The sequence below is a fragment of the Acidobacteriota bacterium genome, from assembly GCA_012517875.1.
GTDB lineage: Bacteria > Acidobacteriota > JAAYUB01 > JAAYUB01 > JAAYUB01 > JAAYUB01.
In genome coordinates this window covers 58,977-81,203 of record JAAYUB010000111.1, presented here as the reverse complement: position 1 = coordinate 81,203, position 22,227 = coordinate 58,977, and the positions used below count along the sequence as shown (strand labels likewise).

The window sequence follows — 22,227 nt, the reverse complement described above, 5'->3', positions numbered from 1 at the left end:
GCCCGAATCACCCATCGCCAAGTTCCTGGAGAAGAAGGGGCAGGGCATCCATCACATCGCGATCGGCGTGGAGGATATTGACCGCGTCCTGGCGGAACTCAAGGCCCGCGGAGCCCGGCTGATCAATGAAACCCCGGTCGTCGGCGCCGGCGGCAAGCGGATCGCCTTCGTCCACCCGGCGGCTACCTCCGGTATCCTCCTGGAACTCAGCCAGGCCCCCCTCCCCCGCTGAACCCCGTCCAAGCAGGAGACACGGCATGCTTCCCATCACCATCGGCATCATCGGCGGCAGCGGCTTGTACAAAATGAAGGATCTCTCCGACGTGGAGGAGATCAAAGTCGAGACGCCGTTCGGCCCCCCCAGCGACAATTTCATCGTCGGCACGCTGGCCAAGCGGCGGGTGGCGTTCCTCCCGCGCCACGGCCGCGGCCACCGGTTTCTGCCCTCCGAGATCAACTACCGGGCCAACGTGTTCGGCTTCAAGAAACTGGGCGTGCGCCAGGTGATCTCCATCTCGGCGGTCGGCTCGCTGAAAGAGGAACACCAGCCGCTGGACATCATCCTGCCCGACCAGTTCATCGACCGCACCTTCCGGCGCGCCGCCACATTTTTCGGCGACGGCGTCGTCGGACACATCGCGTTCGGCGACCCCCTGTGCCGCCACCTGGTCAACAGCCTCGCCCAGGGCGCGCAGAATGCCGAGATCGCGGTGAAGGTCCGGGGGACCTACCTCTGCATGGAAGGACCCGCATTTTCCACCCGGGCCGAGAGCCAGCTCTACCGCAGCTGGGGGCTCGACATCATCGGCATGACCAACGCCACGGAGGCCAAGTTGTTCCGCGAGGCGGAGATCTGCTACGCGACCGTCGCCCTGGTCACCGATTACGACTGCTGGCATCAGTCCGAAGCGCCGGTTACGGTGGACATGATCATCGAGAACCTGAGCCGGAACAACGAGAACGCCCAGCGGATCCTGAAAGAGACGGTGAAGCTGCTGCCCGAAGACCGCGACTGCACCTGCCACCACGCGCTCAAAGACGCGCTGATCACGCAGCCCGACAGCATCCCGCAATCCACCCGGGAGAAGCTGGCCCTGATCATCGGCCACTACCTGCCGGAAAAATCCAAGTCGGAGTGACCGCCGGCACCGTCGTCCGTCACCCTCGCCGCAAACCCGGAAGTCTCATCGGAGGACCCCCATGTCCCTGCTCGCCATCGGATCCGTAGCGTTCGACAGTATCACGACTCCCTTCGGCCGGGCGGAGCGGGTGGTGGGGGGCTCCGCCACCTACTTCAGTCTGGTGGCCAGCTTTTTTACCGACGTCGCCGTCGTCGCGGTGATCGGCGAGGATTTCACCGACGAGCATCTGCGGATCTTCCTGGACCACGGGATCGATATCCGCCAGATCCAGCGCCGCCGCGGCAAGTCGTTCTTCTGGGCGGGCGAATACAACCGCGACCTGAACGAGGCGCACACGCTGGCCACCGAGCTGAACGTCTTCGCCGAGTTCAAGCCCGAGGTCCATCCGGACCATCGGCGAGTCCGGCACCTGTTTCTCGGCAACATCGATCCAGACCTGCAGCACCACGTCCTCGACCAGATGGAGGGAGATCCCCTGGTCGCTCTGGACTCGATGAACTACTGGATCCAGAACAAACCCGATGCGCTGGCCCGTGTCCTGTCCCGGGTACACATCCTGCTGCTCAATGAAGGTGAGGCGCGCATGCTCACCGGCGAATATCATCTGGTTACGGCGGTCCGGCGGATCGCCGCCCTCGGTCCGCGGACCATCGTGGTGAAGCGCGGTGAGTATGGCAGCCTGGTGAGTCACGCCGGGGAGCTGTTCGTGGCCCCGGCTTATCCGATGGAGGCGGTGATGGACCCCACCGGCGCCGGCGATTGCTTCGCGGGCGGATTCATGGGCTACCTGGCCAGCGCGGACCGGAATGACATGGCCGCGATCCGGACCGCGGTGCTGTACGGCTCGGTGATGGCTTCGTTCGACATCGAGGCGTTCTCGGTCGACCGGCTCCGCGAGTTGACCTTCCCCGACATTCAGGCGCGCCTGGAGCGCTTCCGCCAGGTGATCGGCGTTTGATTTGAAAATTCCGCCCGTTACCGGTAATCTAAACGGGCGGAGAACGTGTTTCATGGAATGGCGCGCCGCCCTCAACCAGAAGCTGGCTACCCTGCCCAACGCACCGGGCGTCTACCTGTACCGGGACGCCCGGGGTGCGGTCATCTACATCGGCAAGGCCCGCGACCTCCGGCACCGGGTGCGGTCGTACTTCCAGGAAGCCCGTGACCGCGATCCCAAGACCGCCCGGCTGGTGGCGGAACTCCGCGATGTCGAGTACATCGTCACCGGCAGCGAATACGAAGCGTTCATCCTCGAGAGCAACCTGGTGCACGAGCACCAGCCCCGCTACAATTTTTACCTGAAAGACGACAAGTCGTTCCCCTTCATCCGGATCACGCTCAAGGCCCCCTTCCCCCAGATCAGCCTGACCCGCCGGCCGATCCGTGACGGCTCGCGCTATTTCGGCCCCTACATCCCCGCCTCCCGGGCGCGGCTGCTCATCGACACGGTCCGGCGCACGTTCGGCATCCGCCACTGCCGCAAGGAGATCGACGGGTCCGCGACCCGGCCCTGCTGCCTGGACTACCACATCGCGCGATGCCTGGGCCCGTGCGTGACCGCCCTGTGCAGCCGCGAGCAGTACTGGGCGGCGGTGGACGCGGCGATTCTGTTCCTGGAAGGCCGCGACCGCGATCTGCGGCGGCGCCTCGAAGCCGACATGAACCAGGCGGCCGCCGAACTGAGGTTCGAGGATGCCGCGCGGCTGCGGGACCGGATCCAGGCAGTCCAGGCGCTCGCCGACGAACAGCAGTCCGTGCTCGGCATCAATGACGATGCGGACGTATTCGGCGGCTACTACCGGGACGGCCGGCTCTCGGTGCAGGTGTTCCACATGCGCGGCACCAAGGTGGTGGACCGGCGGCAGTACTTCTGGGAGGATCTGCCGCACTGGAACGGGGACGAGTTTTATGCCGAATTCCTCCGCCAGTTCTACTACCGAGAGCTACGAATCCCGCCCCGGGTGTTCGTGCCCACCGCGGTGGCGGAACCGGACCTGCTCACCCAGTGGCTCGCGGAGCGACGCGGTCGGCGGGTGGTGATCGCCCATCCGCGGCGCGGACGGTGGCTGCGCCTGCTTGAGCTCGCGGAGCTCAACGCGCGCCACGCCTTCTTCCTCCGCTTCCCGGCCGTGGACCAACAGCCGGACAGCCTTCGCCTCCTCCAGGCTGCCCTCGATCTGCCGGAACCGCCGGGGCGGATTGAAGGCTTCGACATGTCCACCACCCAGGGCCGCGAGTCGGTGGGCGTGATGGTGGCCATGGTCGAGGGGCAGATGGTGCCCGCGCAGTACCGCCGTTTCCGAATCCGCACAGCCGGCGGCCGGCCGGACGATCTGGCCGCCATGCGGGAAGTTGTTTACCGGCGTTTCCGGCGATTGCTGGACGAGCACCGGGAGCTGCCCGGCCTGATCCTGGTGGACGGCGGCGAGGGCCAGGTCGCCGCCGCCCTGGACGGCCTGGCCGCGCTGGATCCGGCTATCCGGGTGCCGGTGGCGGGGCTGGCCAAACAGCGCGAAGAGGTCTACCTGCCGGGCCGGAAGGAGCCGATCCGGCTCCCCCGGACCTCGCCGGCCCTCAAACTCCTCCAGCAGGTTCGCGACGAGGCGCACCGCTTCGCCGTAACCTACCACCGTCGCCGCCGCGCCGGGGCTTTGTTCGCCTCGCCTCTCGACGACATTCCCGGCGTGGGTCCCCGCCGCAAGCAAACGCTGCTGAAACAGTTCGGATCCTGGCGGCGCGTCTCGGCCGCCAGCGAGGCGGATCTGGCCGCGGCGCTGGGCGGCCGGACCGCGGCCAAAGTCTACCAGGCGCTCCATCCTGACGAGGTGCACACACATGATCAAAACGCTGCCGATCATTAGCCTGATCCTGCTGCTCGCCGTGGCGGCACCGGCGCCCCCCGGCGCCGCCGTCAAGAAGCCCGCGGACCAGGTCCGGGTCACCGTCATCCAGACGACGGACATTCACGGCCGACTGGCCGCGTGGGATTATTACCGCGGGGCTCCGGCGGACCTCGGTCTTGTGCGGGTCGCTGCCCACGTTCGCGCGGCCCGTCAGGACAACCCTCACCTTTTGCTCATCGACAACGGCGACTCCATCCAGGGCAGTCCCCTGGCGTACTACTACGCGGAGGTGAAGTCGGACGAACCCAATCCCGTCATCCAGGCGATGAACGCGATGAACTACGACGCCATGACGGTGGGCAACCATGAGTTCAATTTCGGTCTGGACGTGCTGCAGCGCTGTCGCCGTGAGGCCCGCTTCCCCTTCCTGTCGGCAAACACCTACCGGACCGACCGTCCGGACCAGCCGTTCTTCGAGCCGTACATCGTCCGCCAGTACGGCCCCGTGCGCATCGGCGTGCTGGGCCTGACCACCCGCAACATCCCCAACTGGGAAACGCCGGCCAACTATGAGGGGCTCGAGTTCCGCGAGACGCTCCAGGAAGCCGTCCGGTGGGTGAAAATCCTCCGTGACCAGGAACGTGTGGACGCGATCATCGTGAACACCCACGAGGGCTACGAGGCCGACCTGGAAACCGGGCAGCCGAACGGCTCCGGATACGAGAACGCCGCCTGGGCCATCCTGCAGCAGGTGCCCGGTGTCGACGTCCTGCTCACCGGCCACGCTCATGAGAACATCCCGCCGCGCCTGGTCAACGGCGTGCTCACGGCCCAGGGCCACCGCTGGGCGGAGCATCTCGTACACATCGACCTGGTGTTCCGCAAACAGGGCAAGCGGTGGACGCTGGCCGAAAAGACCGGACGGAACGTGCCCATGAAGGGCCCGGAAGACCCCGCGGTGGCCGCGCTGGTGGAGCCGGCTCACGCGGCCACGCTGCGCTGGCTGGACGAAACCATCGGCACCGCCGAGGACGATCTCTCGGCCGAGGGCGTCTACGTCCGCGACAATCCGCTGCTGGACCTGGTCCACACGGTGATGCGCGTGCACACGGGCGCCCAGATGAGCATGGCCGCCTATCTGCCGGGCCGTCCGCTGACGATCCGGCGGGGCGACATCAAGGTCCGGGACATTTACGCCCTTTACGTGTACGAAAACACCACGGTCACCCTCGGCCTGTCGGGCAAGGACGTCGCCGCCGCCCTGGAGCACGCCGCCGGTGTGTACGACCAGGCGGAATGGGATCCCGGCCAGCAGCTCCTGCGGTTGGGACAGGCGCCCAATTTCCGGATATACAACTTCGACACCCTGTCCGGCGCTGACTACGCCATCGACCCCACCCGGCCGGCGGGCGAGCGGCTGCGCTATCTGTATTACCAGAACCGGCCAATCGATCCCGCCGCCGAGTTCACGGTGGCGGTGTCCAACTACCAGGCGGTGGGTGGCGGACACTACGACATGTTCCGGCGGGGACGCCGAATCGCGTTCGACTCCACCGACATTCGGACGCTGATCATCCAGCACATCCGCCGGAAAGGCCGTCTGGCTCCGGAGTGCGACCACAACTGGCATCTGGCGGTGCCGGTGGAACTCCGGCTGGCTTCCCGCCGGACGACTGCGCCCGCGTCCGACTCCCGCTGATCGGCCGGCCATGGCATCGGCGGGCGCGCTCAGCTATCGCTGGATCTTCGACACCGGCGGCTCCGGCCGCGGCGCCTGGTCGGGCGGTTTCGGCTACCGGCTGGCCAAGGATCTCGGTGAGACCGGCATCAGCCCGACAGTGCTGACGGGGAGTTCCATCGGGGCGTTCACGTCGATGGACCTGGCCACCGGCGACCCGGAGGTCCTGTACCGAAGCTGGTCCAACTGGTCGGACTCAATCCCGGTGGACGTCCCGATCGGCCCGGATGAACGAGGGTTCTTCGGTCTGTTCTCGTTCCGCCGCAGCGTGAAGCAGTCCATCGCGTTCACCCTGGATCCGCCGACTGAAGCCGCGTTGTTCGATCCCCGCAATCCCCGCCGCCTGTTTATCGTGACCTCGCGGGTGGTGCCGGAAACCGCCCCGCGTCGGGGCGACCTCATCCGCATGTTCCTGATGATGGCCACACGGGAGTGGCGGCACAAATACCGGCCGTGCGGACTCCGCTTCGAACCCGTGGTGTACGGCCGGTGGCCGGAGGACCCGGAGCTGACGGCTGCCGCCGCCGGCTGCCCCTGGCTGCGACGGCTCACCCCGGTCAACGTGCGGGAGGCGCTGATGGCTTCCTGCCTGCTGCCTCTCGTTATGGGCCAGCCCGTCTCTCTCGACGGAGCCCGGCTCATCGACGGCGGCATCACCTTCAAGACGCCGCTGGCGTTCGCCCAGCATCCCGGCGGTGACGCTCTGGACCGACTGGTCCGGACGAATCGCACGCTGGTGGTTGCGAACAATCCGGAGGGCATCATGTGGAAAACGGCGTTGCGGCTCGAGGCGTGGAACGATTCCGAGTGGGTCCGCCGCGAGGCCGCGGCCGGGAGGCTGCTGGTGGCACACCCGGCTCGCCGGATCCGCAACTCGACGGTCACCCGGGACCCGGCGGCAACCATGCGGACGTTCGATCAGGGCCAGGAGGAAGCCCGCTTGTTCCTCCGGCGCGAACCGGCGCGTCGATTTTTCGAACTGTAGGAGCACCATGATCCGCCACACCCCACTTACCCCGGATGAACTGCGCCGCCGCGCGCGCCGCGATCTGCACTGTCACACGAAGTATTGCCGTCACGCCGTCGGTGAAATGGAGGATTATGTCCGCTCGGCCATCGACCGGGGCCTCGAGGAGATCGGTTTTCTGGAACATGTGGAGCGCGGGATTCAGTACAGCCGCCGGACCTGGCTGGACGACGTCGAGGTGGATGTCTACTGGAACGAGGCAATCATGCTCAAGCGACAGTACGCCCGGCAGATCGTGGTCTCGGCAGGCATCGAGTTGGGCGTGAACCCGGCGGCGGTTCGGGAGCTGACGGAGGTGGCGGAGCGACATCCTTGGGACCGCGTCGCCCTGTCCTACCATTTTGTCTGGGACGAAACGGCGAACATCCATCTGAACATCAGCTCGGCCAAGGACCCCAACCTTCGGCTGCTGCAGGCGCGGGACCCCGTGGCCCTGGCGCTGGAGTACTACGACGTACTGGCGCGCCACATCCCGGTATTCCGCCCCTTCATGATCTGCCACCTGGACGTGCCCCGCCGCAACCTGCCGGACGTGTCGGACGAGCCGGCGGTCCGCGCGGCTATCCGGCGGGTGTTGGCCGCCATGCGACAGGCAGGGGCGGCGCTGGAGATCAATACGGCGGGCTACGTCTACACGGGACAGCTGTACCCGGCGCCGGGCACCCTGTCCGAGGCGATTCGGATGGGCTTGAACCTGGTCTTCGCATCCGACAGCCACGCTCCGGACCGTCCGGGCACCGATTTCGACCGGGCGCTGGCGGAGATTCTGCCCAAGCTGGAGGACGGCCGTTAGACCGATTCCACGGACTTGACTTCGGGAACTTCCTCTTTGAGGATCCGTTCGATGCCGCGCTTGAGGGTTAGTGTGGCCATGGGGCAGCCGCCGCAGGCGCCCTTGAGTCGCACCTGGACGACACCGTCGGGCAGGACGTCCACCAGCTCCACGTCGCCGCCGTCGGCCTGTAAAAACGCGCGCGTCTTCTGCAACGCTGCATCCACTCGTTCTTTCAACTCCATCACTGCGCTCCTTGCTCCAAGATCAACCGTCCGGTGCAGACCGTCCGGTCATTCTAGCCGATGCATTAGATTGCCGCAACGCGAAACCGGATTTTTTCGACTCCGCCTGCCCGCGCCAAGCGGCCTGTCCGATGAGTGCCCGCGCGCCCGGCTGGCAGGTAAATCCGCTTGAAATAATGACACCAGTGTTGTATTGTCCGGATGTCAGACAATTTTCATCACTCCCCAAGACTTTCTGACAAATTTCAAGGAGGTTGCCATGGCTATCAAAGTGGGGATCAACGGTTTCGGTCGGATCGGGCGACAGCTCTTCCGGATCGTCAGCCAGGATCCGGCGATCGAGATCGTGGCCATCAACGACGTGACGGACGCGGTGACACTGGCTCACCTGCTCAAGTACGATTCGGTGATGCGCACATTCCCCGCCGCTGTTTCCGTCGCCGCCGACGGCATCGTTGTCAACGGCAAAACCGTCAAGGCGTATGCCGTCAAGGATCCCGCGGCCATCCCGTGGGCGGATCAGGGAGTCGACGTCGTGGTGGAGTCCACTGGCCTGTTCACCAAGCGGCCCGACGCCGCCAAGCACCTGCGCGACACGGTCAAGAAGGTGATCATCTCGGCGCCGGCCACCGATCCGGACCTCACCGTCGTGCTCGGTGTCAACGACGCCGCCTACGACAAGACCAAGCATCACATCGTCTCGAACGCCTCCTGCACCACCAACTGCCTGGCCCCGGTGGCGAAGGTGCTCCATGACAATTTCAAGCTGGTGCACGGGTTGATGACTACGATCCACTCGTACACGAATGATCAGCGCGTGCTGGATCTGCCCCACAAGGATCTCCGCCGCGCCCGCGCCGCCGCGCTCAACATCATCCCCACTACCACCGGCGCAGCCAAGGCCATCGGTCTGGTGATCCCGGATCTGAAGGGCAAATTCGACGGCATCTCGCTGCGCGTCCCCACCCCGAATGTGTCCGTCGTGGACTTCGTCGGGACGGTGGAGAAAGTGCCCACCAAGGAGGAGGTCAACGCGGTCATGAAAGCGGCTGCCGAAGGCCCGCTCCACGGTTACCTGGAGTATGTCACCGAACCGCTGGTGTCGTCCGACTTCATCGGCAACACCCACAGCTCCATGTTCGACGCCAACTACACCGCCGTCATGGGCAACATGGTCAAGGTGCTGGCCTGGTACGACAACGAGTGGGGCTACTCCTGCCGGGTCGCCGATCTGATCAAGTTCGTGCTGAAATAGGCTCACCGCCGCAACGCATCAGGCCCGGGCTCTTGTCCCGGGCCGTTCTTTTCGGAGGACACATGAACAAGCTCTCGGTGAAGGACATCGACGTCAGGGGCCGTCGCGTATTCGTCCGGGTGGATTTCAATGTCCCCATCAAGGACGGCAAGATCAAGGACAAGACCCGGATCACCGCCGCCCTCCCCACCATCCGTCACCTGCTCGACGGTGGTGCTGCGGTCATCCTTGCCTCCCACCTGGGTCGGCCCAAGGGCGGGCCGAGCCCCGAGTTCAGTCTGGAGCCCGTCGCCGCCGAGTTGGCCGGCCTCCTCGGGCGCAAGGTCGGCTTCGCAACGGACTGCGTGGGCGAACCGGCCCGCTCGGCCGTCCAGGCCCTGCAGCCCGGCGATGTGCTGCTGCTGGAAAACCTCCGCTTCCACAAGGAGGAGGAGCAGAACAACCCCGGCTTCGCCGAACAACTGGCCGGCCTGGCGGACGTATACGTCAACGACGCGTTCGGCACGGCCCACCGCGCGCATGCCTCCACGGAGGGCATGACCCGGTTCTTCAAGGAACGGGCGGCCGGCCTGCTGATGGAGCGGGAATTGTATTACCTGGGCAAAGCGCTGAGTGAGCCGGAACGGCCGTTTGTGGCCATCCTCGGCGGCGCCAAGGTCTCGGACAAGATCGAGGTGATCACCAACCTGATGGGCAAGGTGGACGCGCTCCTGATCGGCGGCGCCATGGCCTACACATTCCTCAAGGCCCGCGGCGAGTCGGTGGGCCAGTCCCTCGTCGAGCCGGACAAGATTGAGCTGGCCGCCCGTCTCCTGCTCCAGGCGGCGGAGCGGGGCTTGGAGTTCCTCCTGCCCGTGGATCACGTGATTGCCGACCGGATCGCCGAAGACGCCCGGGTGAACACGACGGACCCCGGCGACCCGATCCCCGACGGCTGGATGGGTGTCGACATCGGACCCATGACCTACATGGCGTATGCCCGGAAGATCCAGCAAGCCCGAACGATGCTCTGGAACGGGCCCATGGGCGTGTTCGAGATCCGTCCATTCGCCAACGGGACGCAATCCATCGCCAAGGCGGTCGCCGCGTCGTCGGCCTGCAGCATCATCGGCGGTGGCGATTCGGTGTCCGCCGTCCAGCAGGCCGGCGTCGCCGACGCGATCACGCACATCTCCACCGGCGGCGGCGCCTCGTTGGAATTTTTGGGCGGCCTCGCGCTGCCCGGCGTCACCGCGCTCAGTGACCGCTGATCATCCGACGCGGGCCGGATCTGGCCGACCCGCGGTCGCGCAGCCCAGTCGCCCAAAGGAGAGAATCGCTATGGCGCGCAAACCGATGCTGGCCGGCAACTGGAAAATGAATCTCACCAACCCGGAAGCGGTCAAACTGGCCGGGGAGCTGGCGGCCGCGGTGGGCCAGCTGGCGGACCGGGACGTCCTGGTGGCGCCGCCGTTCACCGCGCTGTCGGACGTCCGGCGGGCGCTGGAAGGCAGCCGGATCCTGCTGGGCGCCCAGAACCTCTACCCGGCCGATTCCGGAGCGTTCACCGGCGAAATCTCGCCGATTATGCTCCTGAGCGCCGGGTGCACCCACGTGATCATCGGACACTCCGAGCGGCGCCACATCCTGCAGGAAACCGACGACCTGATCGGCCGCAAGGTCGCCACCGCACTGCGTAAGGGGATGACGCCCATTCTGTGCGTCGGCGAAACCCTCGATCAGCGCGAACGCGGCGAAGCCGAACCGGTGGTCAGCGCCCAGCTCCGGACGGCCTTAAAGGACTTGACACCCGGGGAAGTTTTCCGTATGATCCTCGCCTACGAGCCGGTCTGGGCGATCGGGACCGGCCGCACGGCTACCCCGGCGCAAGCCCAGTCCATGCACGCGTTCATACGTTCCGTTCTCACTGAACTGTATGATCCGCAGGCGGCTGGCAGTTTGCGCCTGCTATATGGCGGGAGCGTCAAACCGGACAACATCAGCGCCCTGATGGCCGAATCCGACATCGACGGCGCCCTCGTCGGGGGCGCCAGCCTCAAGGCAGACGATTTTGTACGGATCGTGAAATTTTGACGAAGGCGGGATATTGATGGTCAATTTGATTTTGGTGATTCACCTGATTTGCTGTTTCATCCTGATTCTGGTCATCTTGCTGCAATCCGGCAAGAGCGCCGACCTGGCCGGCGCGTTCGGGATGATGGGCTCCCAGACCGCCTTCGGTCCGCGGGGCACGGCCACGCTATTGAGCAAGGTCACCACCGGCGCGGCGATCGTCTTCATGGTCAGTTCGCTGGCGCTGTCATTCATGATGAGTTCGGCCAGCGGCGGTTCCTCGATCATGGACCGCAAATCGCCGGAGAAGGGCAAGCCCGCCACCAGCGCACCAGCCAAGCCCGCCCCGGCCAAGCCTGCGCCCACTGCCCCGGCGCCAGCGGCTGCCGCGAGCCAGTCGGGCGACACCCCGCTTGAAGCCACGGTCCAAGGCGGCGAGTCCGGCCAGGGCTTCAAGGTCAAGTCGCTGTCCAAGGCCGAGCTCGAGGCGCTGCTCAAGGAGCAGGAGGCCAAGCACAAACAGGCGACCGAATCCCAGCCGACCAAGAAGTAGCGACTCTCAAACTGACCGCCTCCGGCCCCAGGCCGGTAAAGATCTTTGAGGATGCCGAAGTGGTGGAACTGGCAGACACACCATCTTGAGGGGGTGGCGCTCTACGGGGCGTGCGGGTTCAAGTCCCGCCTTCGGCACCATCTTTCAAGCCTTCCGGCAACGGAAGGCTTTTTTGTTTGTGGCCGCCCTGTGGTCGGTTACAATAGATTCTCAGATTGAATTATTAATCTCTATTCAAGAGTGGAACTTTTTGGCGCCCGCCTACGTTCTTGTAAGCGGGAGTCATGAAAGGAGCACCGGTTGGAACCGCAATCGGATCAGGTCTTAGTCGAGTGCTGCCTTCAAGGAGATCACGATGCGTGGGCACAGCTTGTCTACCGTCACCAGAAGCTCATCTACAACATCGCGTACCGCTTCACGACCCGGTTCGATCGAGCCGAGGACATGACCCAGGAGATTTTCATGAAGATCTACCGGTCGCTGGACTCCTTTCAGAAACAGCGGGGTGAATTCAAGAACTGGATGATGGTCATGGCGCGCAACCACCTGATCGACAACCTGAGGAAGGAAAAGAAGGGCTGGATTCGCGTGGGTGGGACCGACGAGCTGGAGAAGCTGGATTTCCCCACCGGCGGCGCTTCAGATCCGGCCAGGCAGTTGGAGCAAAAAGAGCGGATCGAATTCGTCCACGACTGCCTGCGGACGCTCTCGCCCGACCTGCGCGCCGCGCTGCTCCTCCGGGAGATCGAAGGATTGAGCTATGAGGAAATCGCCGACCAGTTCCGGATCCCCCTCGGAACCGTCAAGTCCCGCATCAATCGGGGCCGGATCGAGCTGGCCCGCATCATGAACATGAAGAAGATCAGGCTCCTGTCCGGGCAACAGGAACCCCTGTTGGAGAGGTAGTTCGATGAACTGCAACGAATTTGAAAATCACGTCAGCGAGTTCCTGGACGGCACGCTGCAAGGCGACACGCTGGCCGGATTCGAGCTGCATCGCGTCCAGTGCCCCCTCTGCGCCATGCTCCTGGACAGCGTCAACGACAGCCTTTCCCGCCTGCACCAACTGGAAGAGGTGGAGCCGCCACCGGGGCTGGCCGAGCGGATCTTGGCCGCCACATCCGGCGGTCGTGCCGGCCTCGGGCGACGGCTGCTCGGCTTCGTCCGGTTTGAGCGCGAACTGGCGCCCCAACTCCTGGCCGCGTCGGTTCTCATCCTGTTCGCGGCGGCCTTGTCGTACAACATGTTCTTCCGCCCGCCCGACGCCGCCGCCGGCGCCAGCCAACCTGCCAACCTGGTCACCGTCGTCGACTACACCGGCAATCGGCTTCTGAGCAGCATGATGCAGTTTTATTCCGGCGTCCAGGATGCCTGGCAAACCGCCGGCAATTACTACGACAAGACGGCGGACTTCTTCCAGACCAGCTGGCAGCAGGTGAAGGATGCCTTCAAAGGCAAGGAAGAAAAAAAGAAACCGGCCCCCGACAGCCAGAAGAATATCAATCAATCCATGCAAGCGGTTCACGACTTCGACGCCACCGCTTAGAGGAGATCGGCCATGAATTGTCATTACCATCCGGACCAGGCCGCCACCGCTGCCTGCGCAATTTGCCAGCGCACGCTGTGCCCGACCTGCCAGCACGCAACGGAGGGCGGGCCCCTATGCCCCGACTGCCTGAGTCAGGCTGTCCAAATCTACAAGCGGTCGCTGACACCGGAGTATCGTTCCATCAATCCGGTGGCATCGGCCTGGCTGGCCCTGATCCCATTTCTCGGAGCGATCTACAACGGCACCTACCTCCGGGCGCTGTCCCAGTTTCTGGGCATGGCGCTGCTGATCCTGCTGTTCGACGCGGCCGATCTCGGCCCCCTGGGGGCGCTCGGGAGCATCCTGTTTTACGTGTACACGATCATCGACGCCTACCGGGTGGCCTCCAGGATGAAAGCGGGCCTGCTGGACGGCAGCACGCCGGACCTGATGCTCACTCCGCGCACCAAGCTCTTTTACGGCGTCGGTCTGGTGGTGTTGGGCCTGCTGTTCCTCCTCAGGAACTTCGAGCTGTTTGACTTCGATTGGCTCCACCGGCTGTGGCCGCTGCTGCTCATCGGCGTCGGCGCCTATATGGTCTGGAAGGGGATTGAAAAACTAAAGTCCGGGCCGGCCCCCGCGGCGGCGCCGGCAGCCGCTCCGCGCGCCCCGGTCGAACCGCCCGCCTCCACGGAGGGGAAACAATCATGAGCCGCGCCGTGTCGCGCTCGATCCAGATCGGCGTCTTCCTGATTCTGCTCGGAGCCTGTTTCATCTATGAGAACATCGTCGGCCATGCATCCATCTGGTCGGTGATCTGGCGGTACAGTCCGCTGGTGTTCATCTGGGTGGGCATCAACAAAGCGGTTGTCTATTTCCGTTATCGGCCCGACGCACCTGATGAGAAAGCGCCGTCATTCTCCTCGCCCCTCATCTGGATCGGCTGCGGCGTGTTTCTGCTCATCTGGACCCTCGGGTACGTCCCCAATTTCTTCGCCTGGCTCGGCACCTGGTGGCCGGTGTTCCTGATCCTTGTGGGTGCCGGCAAGCTCGTGGACATTTTCTTCCCCGGCCGAACCGGCCGACTGACCGGCGGCGAGATCGTCTTCATGATCTTCGTCCTGTTGGCCGGTCTGATCGCCGGGCAGGTCGCGAAATTCGACCTGAACCGGCTGCCGCCCCTGCTGATCGAAGGCAGAGAATACCGGCTCAAAGATCTGCTCCATCGAAGCGTGCAGAAAACGGCCGAGGAATCCCTCGCGCTCGAGGGGGCGACGGCCATCTCGTTGATCCATACCAACGGCGACCTGGAATTGGTCCCCGCCGAGGACGACCGCATCCAGGTCCGCCTGGACACCAAAGTGTACGCCGACACCGATGCGGCCGCGACCGAAGCGGCCCAGGCCGTCCGGATCAAGAGCGAGCGCGAAACCGGGCGGCTGCGCCTGTCGCTGCAGACACCGGACGCCGATTCGGCCTCCGTCGAGGTTCGCATCCGGCTGGCTGTGCCGCCGGACGTTCCGCTCGAGTTCGAAAACAGCTTCGGCGATATCACCGCCACCGGCTTGCGCAATCCCGCAAGTCTGACCACGCGGAACGGCTCGATCCAGGTGCGCCGGCATCGCGGTGCGCTGCGCCTCTCCAACCGGTATGACAAGATCACAGTCGAGGATTCGGAGGGCGAGACGGAGATCCGCGGGTTGGACACGGATATCTGCGTCTTCAACCTGAACGGGCCGCTGACCCTCGACGACAAGAACGGCGAGATCGAGCTGGCGGATATCACAGGGAAGGCGGCGCTGACGGTCCGATACGTGACGGTCACCGGCGAGCGGCTGAACGGCGATTTTCAACTTGCCGGCAAGAACGCCACCCTTACCTTGACGGCGGTCACCGGCAACGTGAAACTGGAGAACAGCGATGATGAAATCGAGCTCGCCGATATCAAGGGCGGCATCGATTTCAAATTGCGCGCCTGCAAACTGACAGCCAGCGAGGTCGGAGGCGCCATTGCGGGCACAGCCGCATCGGGAGCCGTGACGATCAAGGACGCGGCCGGTCCCGCGATCCTGAATTTGGAGAAAACCCGCTGCCGAATCGAACGGATCGCCGGCAAGCTCACGATCAGCAACACGCTCAAGGACGTCTCCATCTCCGGCGCCGAGACCGACATCGAATGCTCGAATAAAAACGCCACCATCATCCTGCGCTCGCTGCCTCCCGCGGGGAAAGCCCGTGTCCGGGCGATCACGGAACGGGGGGATATTCTCCTCATCCTGTCGGCGTTCCCGGAATCGCACCGGCTTTTTCTGTCGGCCGACAACGGGAAAATCGACTCCCGTTTCGGCTCACCTGTGGTCGCGCCCTCCATCGGCGACCGCACGCTGGTCTGGAAGAATTTTTCCGGCGCACCGGAACAGGCCGACGTCCAGTGCAAGGCCGCCTACGGCGATATTCGGCTGAAGCCGAGCGAGGAGGTTGAGAAATCCGAATGAATCCGCACTGGCTCCGCGTCCTGGCAATCACGCTGCTGTGGGCCACCGGTCTGCTGACCATCGGCTGCGGACGGCCGCAAGCCGACCGCCCGGTGATCCGACAGGAGAGCTTCCGCCAAGACCGAGGTGCGGAGAACCGGCTCCGCCTGGATGCCCGGGTGTCCGGCGGCCGCTTGACGCTGGACCGGAGCGATCCGGGCCTGCTCTACAACCTGGATCTGCGCTGGGACGCTGCCAACATGAGCCGACGCGTGGATTTCACTTCCGGCGACACCGCCAGTCTGGTGTTCACACTCCAGGGCAAGATGCCGTCTGACGACACGGTTCACTCCATCCTGTCGCTGGCCCCTGATATTCCGCTGGAACTGATGGTGGATACCGGCGCCGGCGAGACACATCTGGACCTGACCGGCTTGAACGTCGACCGAGTGAACCTCACCCACGGAGTGGGCAAATTGAAAGTCACCATCGATGAGCCCCAGGAGACAGTCTGCCGCTCCATGGATATCGCCTGCGGCGTGGGTGAGATGGAACTGCGGGATCTGGGCAATTTGATGCCGGAAACCATCGACATCAAGGGCGGGCTGGGCCGCGCCTGGCTCGGCTTTGACGGCGTCCGACCAGGTCGGACCCAGGCGCACCTGATCGTGGGCATCGGCAATCTGGACATAGAGTTGCCCGCCGACTTCGGCGTGCGCGTGCTCACAGCCGGCAACGTGCCTGATTCGCTGTGTATTCCGATGGAGCACTTCGAGCGCCGCGCGGGCGCTTACGTGAATCCTGCCTATCGCGATGCCAGGCAGGTCGTCGAACTGTCGATGAAACCCGGGCTGGGCAACGCCACCCTCAAGATTCGGGATTGACCGCTCCTCAAACAACCACGACGCATCAGCGGATCAACCCGAAGTCGTCGGGCGGCCAGTATTTCAGGATGGCCTTGCCGAAAATCGAGGTGCGCGGTACGCAACCCCAGTGCCGGCTGTCGTTGCTGACGTTCCGGTGATCACCCAGGACGAAGTATGAGTCCGGGGCCACGTACAGCGGGCCGAACGAGGAATTGTCGCAATACGTGGACGGAACGTACGGTTCCGGCAGGATGCGGCCGTTGACCATCACCCGCCCGTCGACGATCTGGACCATTTCACCCGGCAGGGCGACCACACGCTTGATGAACGATTTCTTCGGGTCACCGGGGAAATAGAACACCACCACGTCGCCCCGCTGGATATCGAACACGCTGTATGTGATCTTGCTGACAAACACCCGTTCCTGATCATCGAGCTGGGGCTGCATGCTGGTGCCCTCGACCCGCACCGGCTGAACCAGGAAGATGATCAGGAACAACACCACCGTCGACGCCAGCAACAGATCACGCAGGCCCTCCCGAAGATGGCGGGCAGTCGTTTCAGACAACCGTGGCGGAGTGTCAGACATCGTACTCTTTGCGTCGTTCGAATCCGTCTGCGGGGTAAGGCCCGCACGCGGGCCCTACTCCTGGACGTACACCTCTTCCAGATTCCACATCAGACTCATGCAGCGGTGGTTGACCCGCAGGTTCTGCACCTTGCCCTTGGCGCCGAACAGTCCGTGAGGTTTCGCAATGGGGATCAGGTACCGGCCCTGGGCGTTGTACTGCTCGATCTGGTGCGCGGCCTCGAAGCGTTTCCCCCAGTCCGGGCTGCCGTACATCGTGGCCAGGGCGACGGCCATGTCCTTCTCGAGCGGCGTGGCGGGCGCGCCCTGTTCCGGGTACCAGAGATGGCCCGGGCTGGACCAGCTCATCAGTTCCTTCAGGAAGAACGGATGGGTGGGCTGTTCGAGCAGCATAACGGCCATGTCGTAATCATACGTGGAGTGGATTTTCTGGTAAAACAGGTCGTACGGGAGCGACACCATGGTGGCTTTCATGCCCAGGCTGGCGCAGATCCGCTCCGTCTGGATCCCGATCCGCTCGGCGAATGCGTCGCCGGTCAGGACGGTGATCGTGAACTGCACCGGGCTCTTGTTGGCCCCGTAGAGTGAGTTGGGGGTCACGCTGGTGTTCATGACGAAGCCGCTCTCGGTCAGTAACTGGCGGGCGTTCGTCGTCGAGAACGAGTCGGCCTGGAGGCCGGACCACCACGGGCCGTCACCCGGTGCGATCAGGCCGCCCGTGGTGACCGCCTTCCGCTGAAAGACATTGGCGATGATGTTCTCGCGATCGAACAGCAGGCTCAGGGCGTGCCGGAACTTCGCGTCGAAAAACCATTGGAGGCGGAATGCCGGGATGTAGTTCTCCCGGCTGGCCGGGTCGGTCTTCATGTTCTGGTTGATCCAGGCCACGTAGGTGGCGCTGCTGGGACCGGTGTCGAAAATGCGCAACCCGCGCACGTTCTCCAGCCGGGCGGCGTCCGCCGGGTCGATGAAATCGATCAGGTCGGACTCGCCGGTCCGGAACTTGACGGAGATGTCGGCCGAGGTGCCGGTGAAATCGAGCACCACTTCGTCCAGGTAGGGCAGCGGGCGGCCCACTGCGTCCACCACCCAGTAGTAAGGATTGCGGCCGAGGACGAGTTTCTTTTCTTCGCGGGAGAACGATTTCAAAACGAACGGGCCGATGCTGACCAGCTCGGTTGGCGGCGTATCGACGCCGTAGAGACGGTCCATGCGATTGCGGCTGGCGGCGCCTTCGATAAGCGCACGGGGGAGCACGACGATCTTGGCCAGGATGGGTTCCAGGGCGTAGAGCGGTTCCGGGCTGCTGCACCGGATGCTCTCGGTATCGAGTTTCTGGAATTGGAGTTTCTGATCGGCGACTTCAAGATAGGCGCGCAGGGGTGATTTGATGTCGGTGTTGCCGATGTAGTTGAGCGTGGTCATCACGTCGTCGGCGGTGAACGGCGTGCCGTCGCTGAAGAACACGTTGCGGCGCAGGTGGATGGTGAATACCTTGCTGTCCTTGTCGCGGTCAAAACCGGTGGCCAGACCCGGCTCAAAGGTGTCGGCGATGGGGTTGTACCGATACAGGGCCGCGGTGAATTGTTGGGCGACCAGTATCGAGACGCGGTCCTGAGCCAGGACCGGATTGAAGGTCAAGGGCGGATGAAGAACGCTGATCCGCAAGAGTTTGGACGGGATGCCGGGCTCGCAGTCGGCAATTTTGTACTCCGGGTTCTGCTCCGAGCGGATCCCCGGCAGATTGCGGAACGTGTCGCAGCCGGCCAGCACCAGCAGGAGGCAGCCCGTCACGGCCAGCGCGGCCAACAGACGCAAGGATTTGCTCATAATTCCCTCTGTCCTGGTTTTCAATCAGAAACCATTGACTGTTATAGCATAGCCGCCGTCGCCGACTCAACCCCAAATGTGCCGAACCGCCTCATCTGCATCGGGATGGAAAAAACCCGTTGGCTCCGGTCCGCTTTCGCTTATAATCCCCCCTTTCAGAACTTGAGGGTGCCGCATCATGCCTGCGTTCCACTTCACCGTCACTCATCGCGATCCGCACACCGCCGCCCGCCGGGGACGCCTCATCACCCCGCACGCGGTGGTGGAGACGCCGGTCTTCATGCCCGTGGGCACCGCCGGCACCGTCAAGGCCATCCCTCACGACTGGCTCGAGGAGATCGACGCGCGCATTTTGCTGGCCAACATGTACCACCTGTACCTCCGGCCGGGGCACGAGCTCGTGCGCGCCCTTGGCGGACTGCACCGGTTCTCGGGCTGGCCGCGCGCCCTGCTCACCGACAGCGGCGGTTATCAGGTCTTCAGCCACCGCGAACTGCGGCGCATCGATCCGGCAGGCGTCCACTTCCGCTCCCATATCGACGGCAGCAGCCACGTCATCACGCCCGAAGTCAGCATCGGGATCCAGCAGGCCCTGGGTGCAGACATCATCATGGCGTTCGACGACTGCACTCCCTACCCCGCGACGCGCGAGGAGGCACGCGCCTCGATGGAGACCACGCTGCAGTGGGCCCGGCGCAGCCGGGCCGCGCACCCGGATGAGGACACCCAGTTGCTGTTCGGGATCGTGCAGGGCAGCGTCTATCCCGACCTACGGGCGGAATGCGCCGGCCGGCTGGCCGAGATCGGTTTCCGGGGTTACGCCATCGGCGGCCTGAGCGTGGGCGAACCCAAAGAGACGATGTACGCGGTGACCGGCGCGACGGCCGCGCTGCTGCCGGAGGACCGGCCGCGCTACCTGATGGGCGTGGGTACGCCGGAAGACCTGTTGGAAGCCGTCGCCTTGGGGGTGGACATGTTCGACTGCGTCCTGCCCACCCGCAACGGCCGAAACGGCTGCCTGTTCACCCGTGACGGCCGGATCATCATCAAAAACGCCCGTCACGCGCGGGAGGACCGACCGCTCGACCCGGAGTGCGGCTGCCGGGTCTGCCGCCGCTATTCGCGGGCTTATCTGCGGCATCTGTTCATGTCATCGGAGATGCTCTCGGCCACACTCAACACCTTCCACAACCTGTACTTTTATCTTGACATCATGGGGCAGATCAGGCAATCTATCGAGCTTGGCGCGTTCGCGGATTTCAAACAGAATTTCCTGGCCCGGTATCATTCCGCCACCGAGTAATCTGCGGTCACGACGCGGCAGCAAATCCAGGTAATTTCGAGGTGCATTCATGATTGGATCCAGGCACTCCTTGTACCTGCTGCAGGCGGCACAAGGGGGTGACCCGATTTTCGGCATGCTCATCCCCATGGCTCTCATCGCCGCCATTTTCTACTTCCTGATCTTTCGGCCCATGCGCAAGCGCCAGAAAGACCAGGAATCGCTCATCACCAACCTCAAGAACGGCGACCGCGTGATCACGTCCGGCGGCATCTACGGCACCATCACCGGAATCAAGGACCATTCGATTATCCTGAAGATCGCCGACAACGTGAAGATCGAAGTGGGCAAGAGCGCCGTCGCCGGCCTCCAGCCGACCTCCCCCGAAGAAAAGAGCTGAAATCCCATCAAGGTATTCCCCCATGTTCAAAAGCCTTAAAGTCCGTTACATCATCATTCTGATCATCTGCGCCGGCAGTGCGTACCTCTTCTATCCCCCGAAGGAAAAGATCAACTTCGGCCTCGACCTCAAGGGCGGCATGCACCTGGTGCTTGAGGTCAAGACCGACAAGGTGATCCGCGCCGAAGTCCAGCAGTACGGCGAACGCATCAAGCGCCTGATGGAAGAAAACAAGACGGCCTACACCCAGGTGCTCGCCGAAGACACGAAAATCACCCTCAGCGGCGTGCCCGAGGGCCAGTCGGAAGCCACGCGCAAGAACCTGAAGGATTACTTCGGCCACTACTTCGACGTCAGTTCCAAGTTCGAGGGGGGCGCAGTGTCCTTCACCCTGAACCTCACCGCCGCTGCCGTGCGCGATCTGGAACAGACCACCGTCCAGAGCTCGCGCGACACGCTGGAGCGCCGCATCGACGCGTACGGTGTGGCCGAGCCGACCCTCCAACTCTTCGGCTCCACCGCCGCCGGCACGTCGAACCAGATCATCGTCGAGTTGCCCGGGGTGGAGAATCCCGAGGAAGTGAAGACGCTGCTCAAGGAGACCGCCTCCTTGAGCCTGAACATGGTCCACCCCACCGCGCCGTACGCCGCGTCGCTGGACGCGATCAACCAGTTCTTCGGCGGCCAGATACCGGGCGACCACACCGCCGTGCTTTATACCGGCGACTACAGCGGCGAGAACCGGGGCGAGCAGGAAAAGCGCTACATCGTCGTTCAGAAAGCGCCGGTGATCACCGGCAAGCATCTGACCAACGCCCGGGCGTCCCAGGACAGCTCGCTGGGCCTGTCGCGGCCGGCGGTGAGTTTCACTCTCAACTCGGAGGGCGCGCGGCTGTTCGGCGATGCCACCGAAGCCAACCAGGGTCGCCAGTTGGCCATCATTCTGGACGACAAGGCGATTTCAGCGCCCCGGATCGAGGCCAAGATCACGGATTCCGGCATCATCACGGGCATCGACAGCGAGCGGGAGTCGCAGCTGCTGGCTCTCTCGCTCCCGTCCGGCGCCCTGCCGGCCGATATCGTGATCCTGGAGGAACGCACCGTCGGTCCCTCGTTGGGCCTTGAGTCGATCCGCCAGGGTGTAAACGCCGGCCTGTTGGGCCTGGCGCTGATCGTCCTCTTCATGGTGTTCTATTACCGGTTGTCGGGCTTCAACGCGGTCCTGTGCCTGATCGTCAACGTGCTGATTCTCTTCGGGGTGATGGGCTACTTCCGCGCCACCCTGACGCTGCCCGGCATCGCCGGCATCATCCTGACCATTGGCATGGCCGTAGACTCCAACGTCCTGATCTTCGAGCGTATCCGCGAGGAGCTGCGCTGGGGCAAGACCGTCGCCGCCGCCGTGGACGCCGGTTTCGCCCGCGCCAGCTGGACCATCTTCGACGCCAACGTGACCACCCTGATCTCCGCCGCCTTCCTCTATCAGTTCGGCACCGGCCCTATCCGCGGCTTCGCGGTCACCCTGACCTTCGGTCTGCTGGCCAACCTGTTCGCGGCGATCTTTGTCTCCCGGACCATCTTCAACACCCTGCTCCAGCAGGTGCAGATCAAGAAACTTTCTATTTGACGGA

The 22,227-nt window shown here is 64.1% G+C and carries 22 protein-coding genes and 1 tRNA gene; 20 read left to right on the top strand and 3 right to left on the bottom strand.

The annotated features are described in order from the left end of the window. The 7 genes from GX414_12235 to GX414_12205 form a co-directional block, all read left to right on the top strand. Positions 1 to 232, top strand: a 232-nt coding sequence (locus GX414_12235) for a methylmalonyl-CoA epimerase (GenBank protein NLI47864.1), incomplete at its 5' end; no start/stop codon positions are given. Between the two features lie 25 nt (positions 233 to 257). After that, the gene (gene mtnP, locus GX414_12230) at positions 258 to 1,139 is read left to right on the top strand and encodes an S-methyl-5'-thioadenosine phosphorylase (GenBank protein NLI47863.1); all 882 of its coding nucleotides are present in this window, start codon (positions 258 to 260) and stop codon (positions 1,137 to 1,139) included. Positions 1,140 to 1,200: 61 nt separating this feature from the next. Then, the gene (locus GX414_12225) at positions 1,201 to 2,100 is read left to right on the top strand and encodes a sugar kinase (GenBank protein ID NLI47862.1); all 900 of its coding nucleotides are present in this window, start codon (positions 1,201 to 1,203) and stop codon (positions 2,098 to 2,100) included. A 52-nt stretch (positions 2,101 to 2,152) separates the two neighbouring features. Further along, complete coding sequence (uvrC, locus tag GX414_12220; protein ID NLI47861.1) at positions 2,153 to 4,003, top strand: excinuclease ABC subunit UvrC; 1,851 nt, start codon at positions 2,153 to 2,155, stop codon at positions 4,001 to 4,003. Continuing rightward, positions 3,978 to 5,684 carry a bifunctional metallophosphatase/5'-nucleotidase gene (locus tag GX414_12215; GenBank protein ID NLI47860.1) on the top strand — a complete coding sequence of 569 codons (1,707 nt, stop codon included), beginning with the start codon at positions 3,978 to 3,980 and terminating at the stop codon, positions 5,682 to 5,684. The genes uvrC and GX414_12215 overlap by 26 nt, the downstream gene beginning before the upstream one ends. A gap of 10 nt (positions 5,685 to 5,694) precedes the next feature. After that, a complete protein-coding gene (locus GX414_12210; GenBank protein ID NLI47859.1) occupies positions 5,695 to 6,708 on the top strand; it encodes a hypothetical protein in 1,014 nt (337 codons plus the stop codon). Positions 6,709 to 6,715: 7 nt separating this feature from the next. Further along, positions 6,716 to 7,543, top strand: coding sequence for a histidinol-phosphatase HisJ family protein (locus tag GX414_12205; protein NLI47858.1), 828 nt, complete (start codon positions 6,716 to 6,718; stop codon positions 7,541 to 7,543). On the opposite strand, the gene GX414_12200 is transcribed toward GX414_12205, so the two are convergent. Then, complete coding sequence (locus tag GX414_12200) at positions 7,540 to 7,761, bottom strand: NifU family protein (GenBank protein NLI47857.1); 222 nt, start codon at positions 7,759 to 7,761, stop codon at positions 7,540 to 7,542. The genes GX414_12205 and GX414_12200 overlap by 4 nt on opposite strands. A gap of 265 nt (positions 7,762 to 8,026) precedes the next feature. On the opposite strand from GX414_12200, the gene gap reads away from it, so the two are divergent. The 10 genes from gap to GX414_12150 all read left to right on the top strand — a co-directional run bounded on the left by gap (position 8,027) and on the right by GX414_12150 (position 16,513). Continuing rightward, positions 8,027 to 9,022, top strand: a complete 996-nt coding sequence (gene gap / locus GX414_12195) for a type I glyceraldehyde-3-phosphate dehydrogenase (protein NLI47856.1) — start codon at positions 8,027 to 8,029, stop codon at positions 9,020 to 9,022. A gap of 62 nt (positions 9,023 to 9,084) precedes the next feature. Continuing rightward, positions 9,085 to 10,272 (top strand): phosphoglycerate kinase, encoded by a 1,188-nt coding sequence (locus tag GX414_12190; protein ID NLI47855.1) that lies wholly within the window; start codon positions 9,085 to 9,087, stop codon positions 10,270 to 10,272. Positions 10,273 to 10,342: 70 nt separating this feature from the next. Further along, the gene (locus GX414_12185) at positions 10,343 to 11,095 is read left to right on the top strand and encodes a triose-phosphate isomerase (GenBank protein ID NLI47854.1); all 753 of its coding nucleotides are present in this window, start codon (positions 10,343 to 10,345) and stop codon (positions 11,093 to 11,095) included. 16 nt (positions 11,096 to 11,111) lie between these two features. Continuing rightward, on the top strand, positions 11,112 to 11,627 hold the full coding sequence (secG, locus tag GX414_12180) for a preprotein translocase subunit SecG (protein NLI47853.1): 516 nt from the start codon (positions 11,112 to 11,114) through the stop codon (positions 11,625 to 11,627). Positions 11,628 to 11,680: 53 nt separating this feature from the next. After that, a tRNA-Leu gene (locus tag GX414_12175) sits at positions 11,681 to 11,767 on the top strand. Between the two features lie 160 nt (positions 11,768 to 11,927). Further along, a complete protein-coding gene (locus GX414_12170) occupies positions 11,928 to 12,533 on the top strand; it encodes an RNA polymerase sigma factor (protein NLI47852.1) in 606 nt (201 codons plus the stop codon). A 4-nt stretch (positions 12,534 to 12,537) separates the two neighbouring features. Beyond that, the gene (locus tag GX414_12165) at positions 12,538 to 13,173 is read left to right on the top strand and encodes a hypothetical protein (GenBank protein ID NLI47851.1); all 636 of its coding nucleotides are present in this window, start codon (positions 12,538 to 12,540) and stop codon (positions 13,171 to 13,173) included. A gap of 12 nt (positions 13,174 to 13,185) precedes the next feature. Beyond that, positions 13,186 to 13,866, top strand: a complete 681-nt coding sequence (locus GX414_12160; GenBank protein NLI47850.1) for a hypothetical protein — start codon at positions 13,186 to 13,188, stop codon at positions 13,864 to 13,866. Next, positions 13,863 to 15,650: a hypothetical protein gene (locus GX414_12155; protein NLI47849.1), complete on the top strand. Its 1,788-nt coding sequence runs from the start codon at positions 13,863 to 13,865 to the stop codon at positions 15,648 to 15,650. The genes GX414_12160 and GX414_12155 overlap by 4 nt, the downstream gene beginning before the upstream one ends. Beyond that, positions 15,647 to 16,513, top strand: coding sequence for a hypothetical protein (locus GX414_12150; GenBank protein ID NLI47848.1), 867 nt, complete (start codon positions 15,647 to 15,649; stop codon positions 16,511 to 16,513). The genes GX414_12155 and GX414_12150 overlap by 4 nt, the downstream gene beginning before the upstream one ends. Before the next feature lie 25 nt (positions 16,514 to 16,538). On the opposite strand, the gene lepB is transcribed toward GX414_12150, so the two are convergent. Continuing rightward, positions 16,539 to 17,084 carry a signal peptidase I gene (gene lepB / locus GX414_12145; protein ID NLI47847.1) on the bottom strand — a complete coding sequence of 182 codons (546 nt, stop codon included), beginning with the start codon at positions 17,082 to 17,084 and terminating at the stop codon, positions 16,539 to 16,541. Between the two features lie 54 nt (positions 17,085 to 17,138). Continuing rightward, positions 17,139 to 18,914 (bottom strand): hypothetical protein, encoded by a 1,776-nt coding sequence (locus GX414_12140; protein NLI47846.1) that lies wholly within the window; start codon positions 18,912 to 18,914, stop codon positions 17,139 to 17,141. A gap of 178 nt (positions 18,915 to 19,092) precedes the next feature. On the opposite strand from GX414_12140, the gene tgt reads away from it, so the two are divergent. The 3 genes from tgt to secD are packed head-to-tail and all read left to right on the top strand — an operon-like array spanning position 19,093 to position 22,223. Further along, positions 19,093 to 20,217 carry a tRNA guanosine(34) transglycosylase Tgt gene (tgt, locus tag GX414_12135; protein NLI47845.1) on the top strand — a complete coding sequence of 375 codons (1,125 nt, stop codon included), beginning with the start codon at positions 19,093 to 19,095 and terminating at the stop codon, positions 20,215 to 20,217. A 49-nt stretch (positions 20,218 to 20,266) separates the two neighbouring features. Beyond that, positions 20,267 to 20,596 (top strand): preprotein translocase subunit YajC, encoded by a 330-nt coding sequence (gene yajC / locus GX414_12130; GenBank protein ID NLI47844.1) that lies wholly within the window; start codon positions 20,267 to 20,269, stop codon positions 20,594 to 20,596. Between the two features lie 22 nt (positions 20,597 to 20,618). Then, complete coding sequence (secD, locus tag GX414_12125; GenBank protein ID NLI47843.1) at positions 20,619 to 22,223, top strand: protein translocase subunit SecD; 1,605 nt, start codon at positions 20,619 to 20,621, stop codon at positions 22,221 to 22,223. The last annotated feature ends 4 nt before the right edge of the window (positions 22,224 to 22,227 follow it).

Coding starts and splice junctions, on each gene's coding strand:
- secG (NLI47853.1), top strand. CDS start 11,112: ATGGTCAATTTGATTTTGGTGATTCACCTGATTTGCTGTTTCATCCTG.
- GX414_12155 (NLI47849.1), top strand. CDS start 13,863: ATGAGCCGCGCCGTGTCGCGCTCGATCCAGATCGGCGTCTTCCTGATT.
- GX414_12185 (NLI47854.1), top strand. CDS start 10,343: ATGGCGCGCAAACCGATGCTGGCCGGCAACTGGAAAATGAATCTCACC.
- GX414_12165 (NLI47851.1), top strand. CDS start 12,538: ATGAACTGCAACGAATTTGAAAATCACGTCAGCGAGTTCCTGGACGGC.
- GX414_12205 (NLI47858.1), top strand. CDS start 6,716: ATGATCCGCCACACCCCACTTACCCCGGATGAACTGCGCCGCCGCGCG.
- GX414_12190 (NLI47855.1), top strand. CDS start 9,085: ATGAACAAGCTCTCGGTGAAGGACATCGACGTCAGGGGCCGTCGCGTA.
- GX414_12210 (NLI47859.1), top strand. CDS start 5,695: ATGGCATCGGCGGGCGCGCTCAGCTATCGCTGGATCTTCGACACCGGC.
- GX414_12215 (NLI47860.1), top strand. CDS start 3,978: ATGATCAAAACGCTGCCGATCATTAGCCTGATCCTGCTGCTCGCCGTG.
- lepB (NLI47847.1), bottom strand. CDS start 17,084: ATGTCTGACACTCCGCCACGGTTGTCTGAAACGACTGCCCGCCATCTT.
- tgt (NLI47845.1), top strand. CDS start 19,093: ATGCCTGCGTTCCACTTCACCGTCACTCATCGCGATCCGCACACCGCC.
- gap (NLI47856.1), top strand. CDS start 8,027: ATGGCTATCAAAGTGGGGATCAACGGTTTCGGTCGGATCGGGCGACAG.
- uvrC (NLI47861.1), top strand. CDS start 2,153: ATGGAATGGCGCGCCGCCCTCAACCAGAAGCTGGCTACCCTGCCCAAC.
- GX414_12140 (NLI47846.1), bottom strand. CDS start 18,914: ATGAGCAAATCCTTGCGTCTGTTGGCCGCGCTGGCCGTGACGGGCTGC.
- yajC (NLI47844.1), top strand. CDS start 20,267: ATGATTGGATCCAGGCACTCCTTGTACCTGCTGCAGGCGGCACAAGGG.
- GX414_12225 (NLI47862.1), top strand. CDS start 1,201: ATGTCCCTGCTCGCCATCGGATCCGTAGCGTTCGACAGTATCACGACT.
- GX414_12160 (NLI47850.1), top strand. CDS start 13,186: ATGAATTGTCATTACCATCCGGACCAGGCCGCCACCGCTGCCTGCGCA.
- secD (NLI47843.1), top strand. CDS start 20,619: ATGTTCAAAAGCCTTAAAGTCCGTTACATCATCATTCTGATCATCTGC.
- mtnP (NLI47863.1), top strand. CDS start 258: ATGCTTCCCATCACCATCGGCATCATCGGCGGCAGCGGCTTGTACAAA.
- GX414_12150 (NLI47848.1), top strand. CDS start 15,647: ATGAATCCGCACTGGCTCCGCGTCCTGGCAATCACGCTGCTGTGGGCC.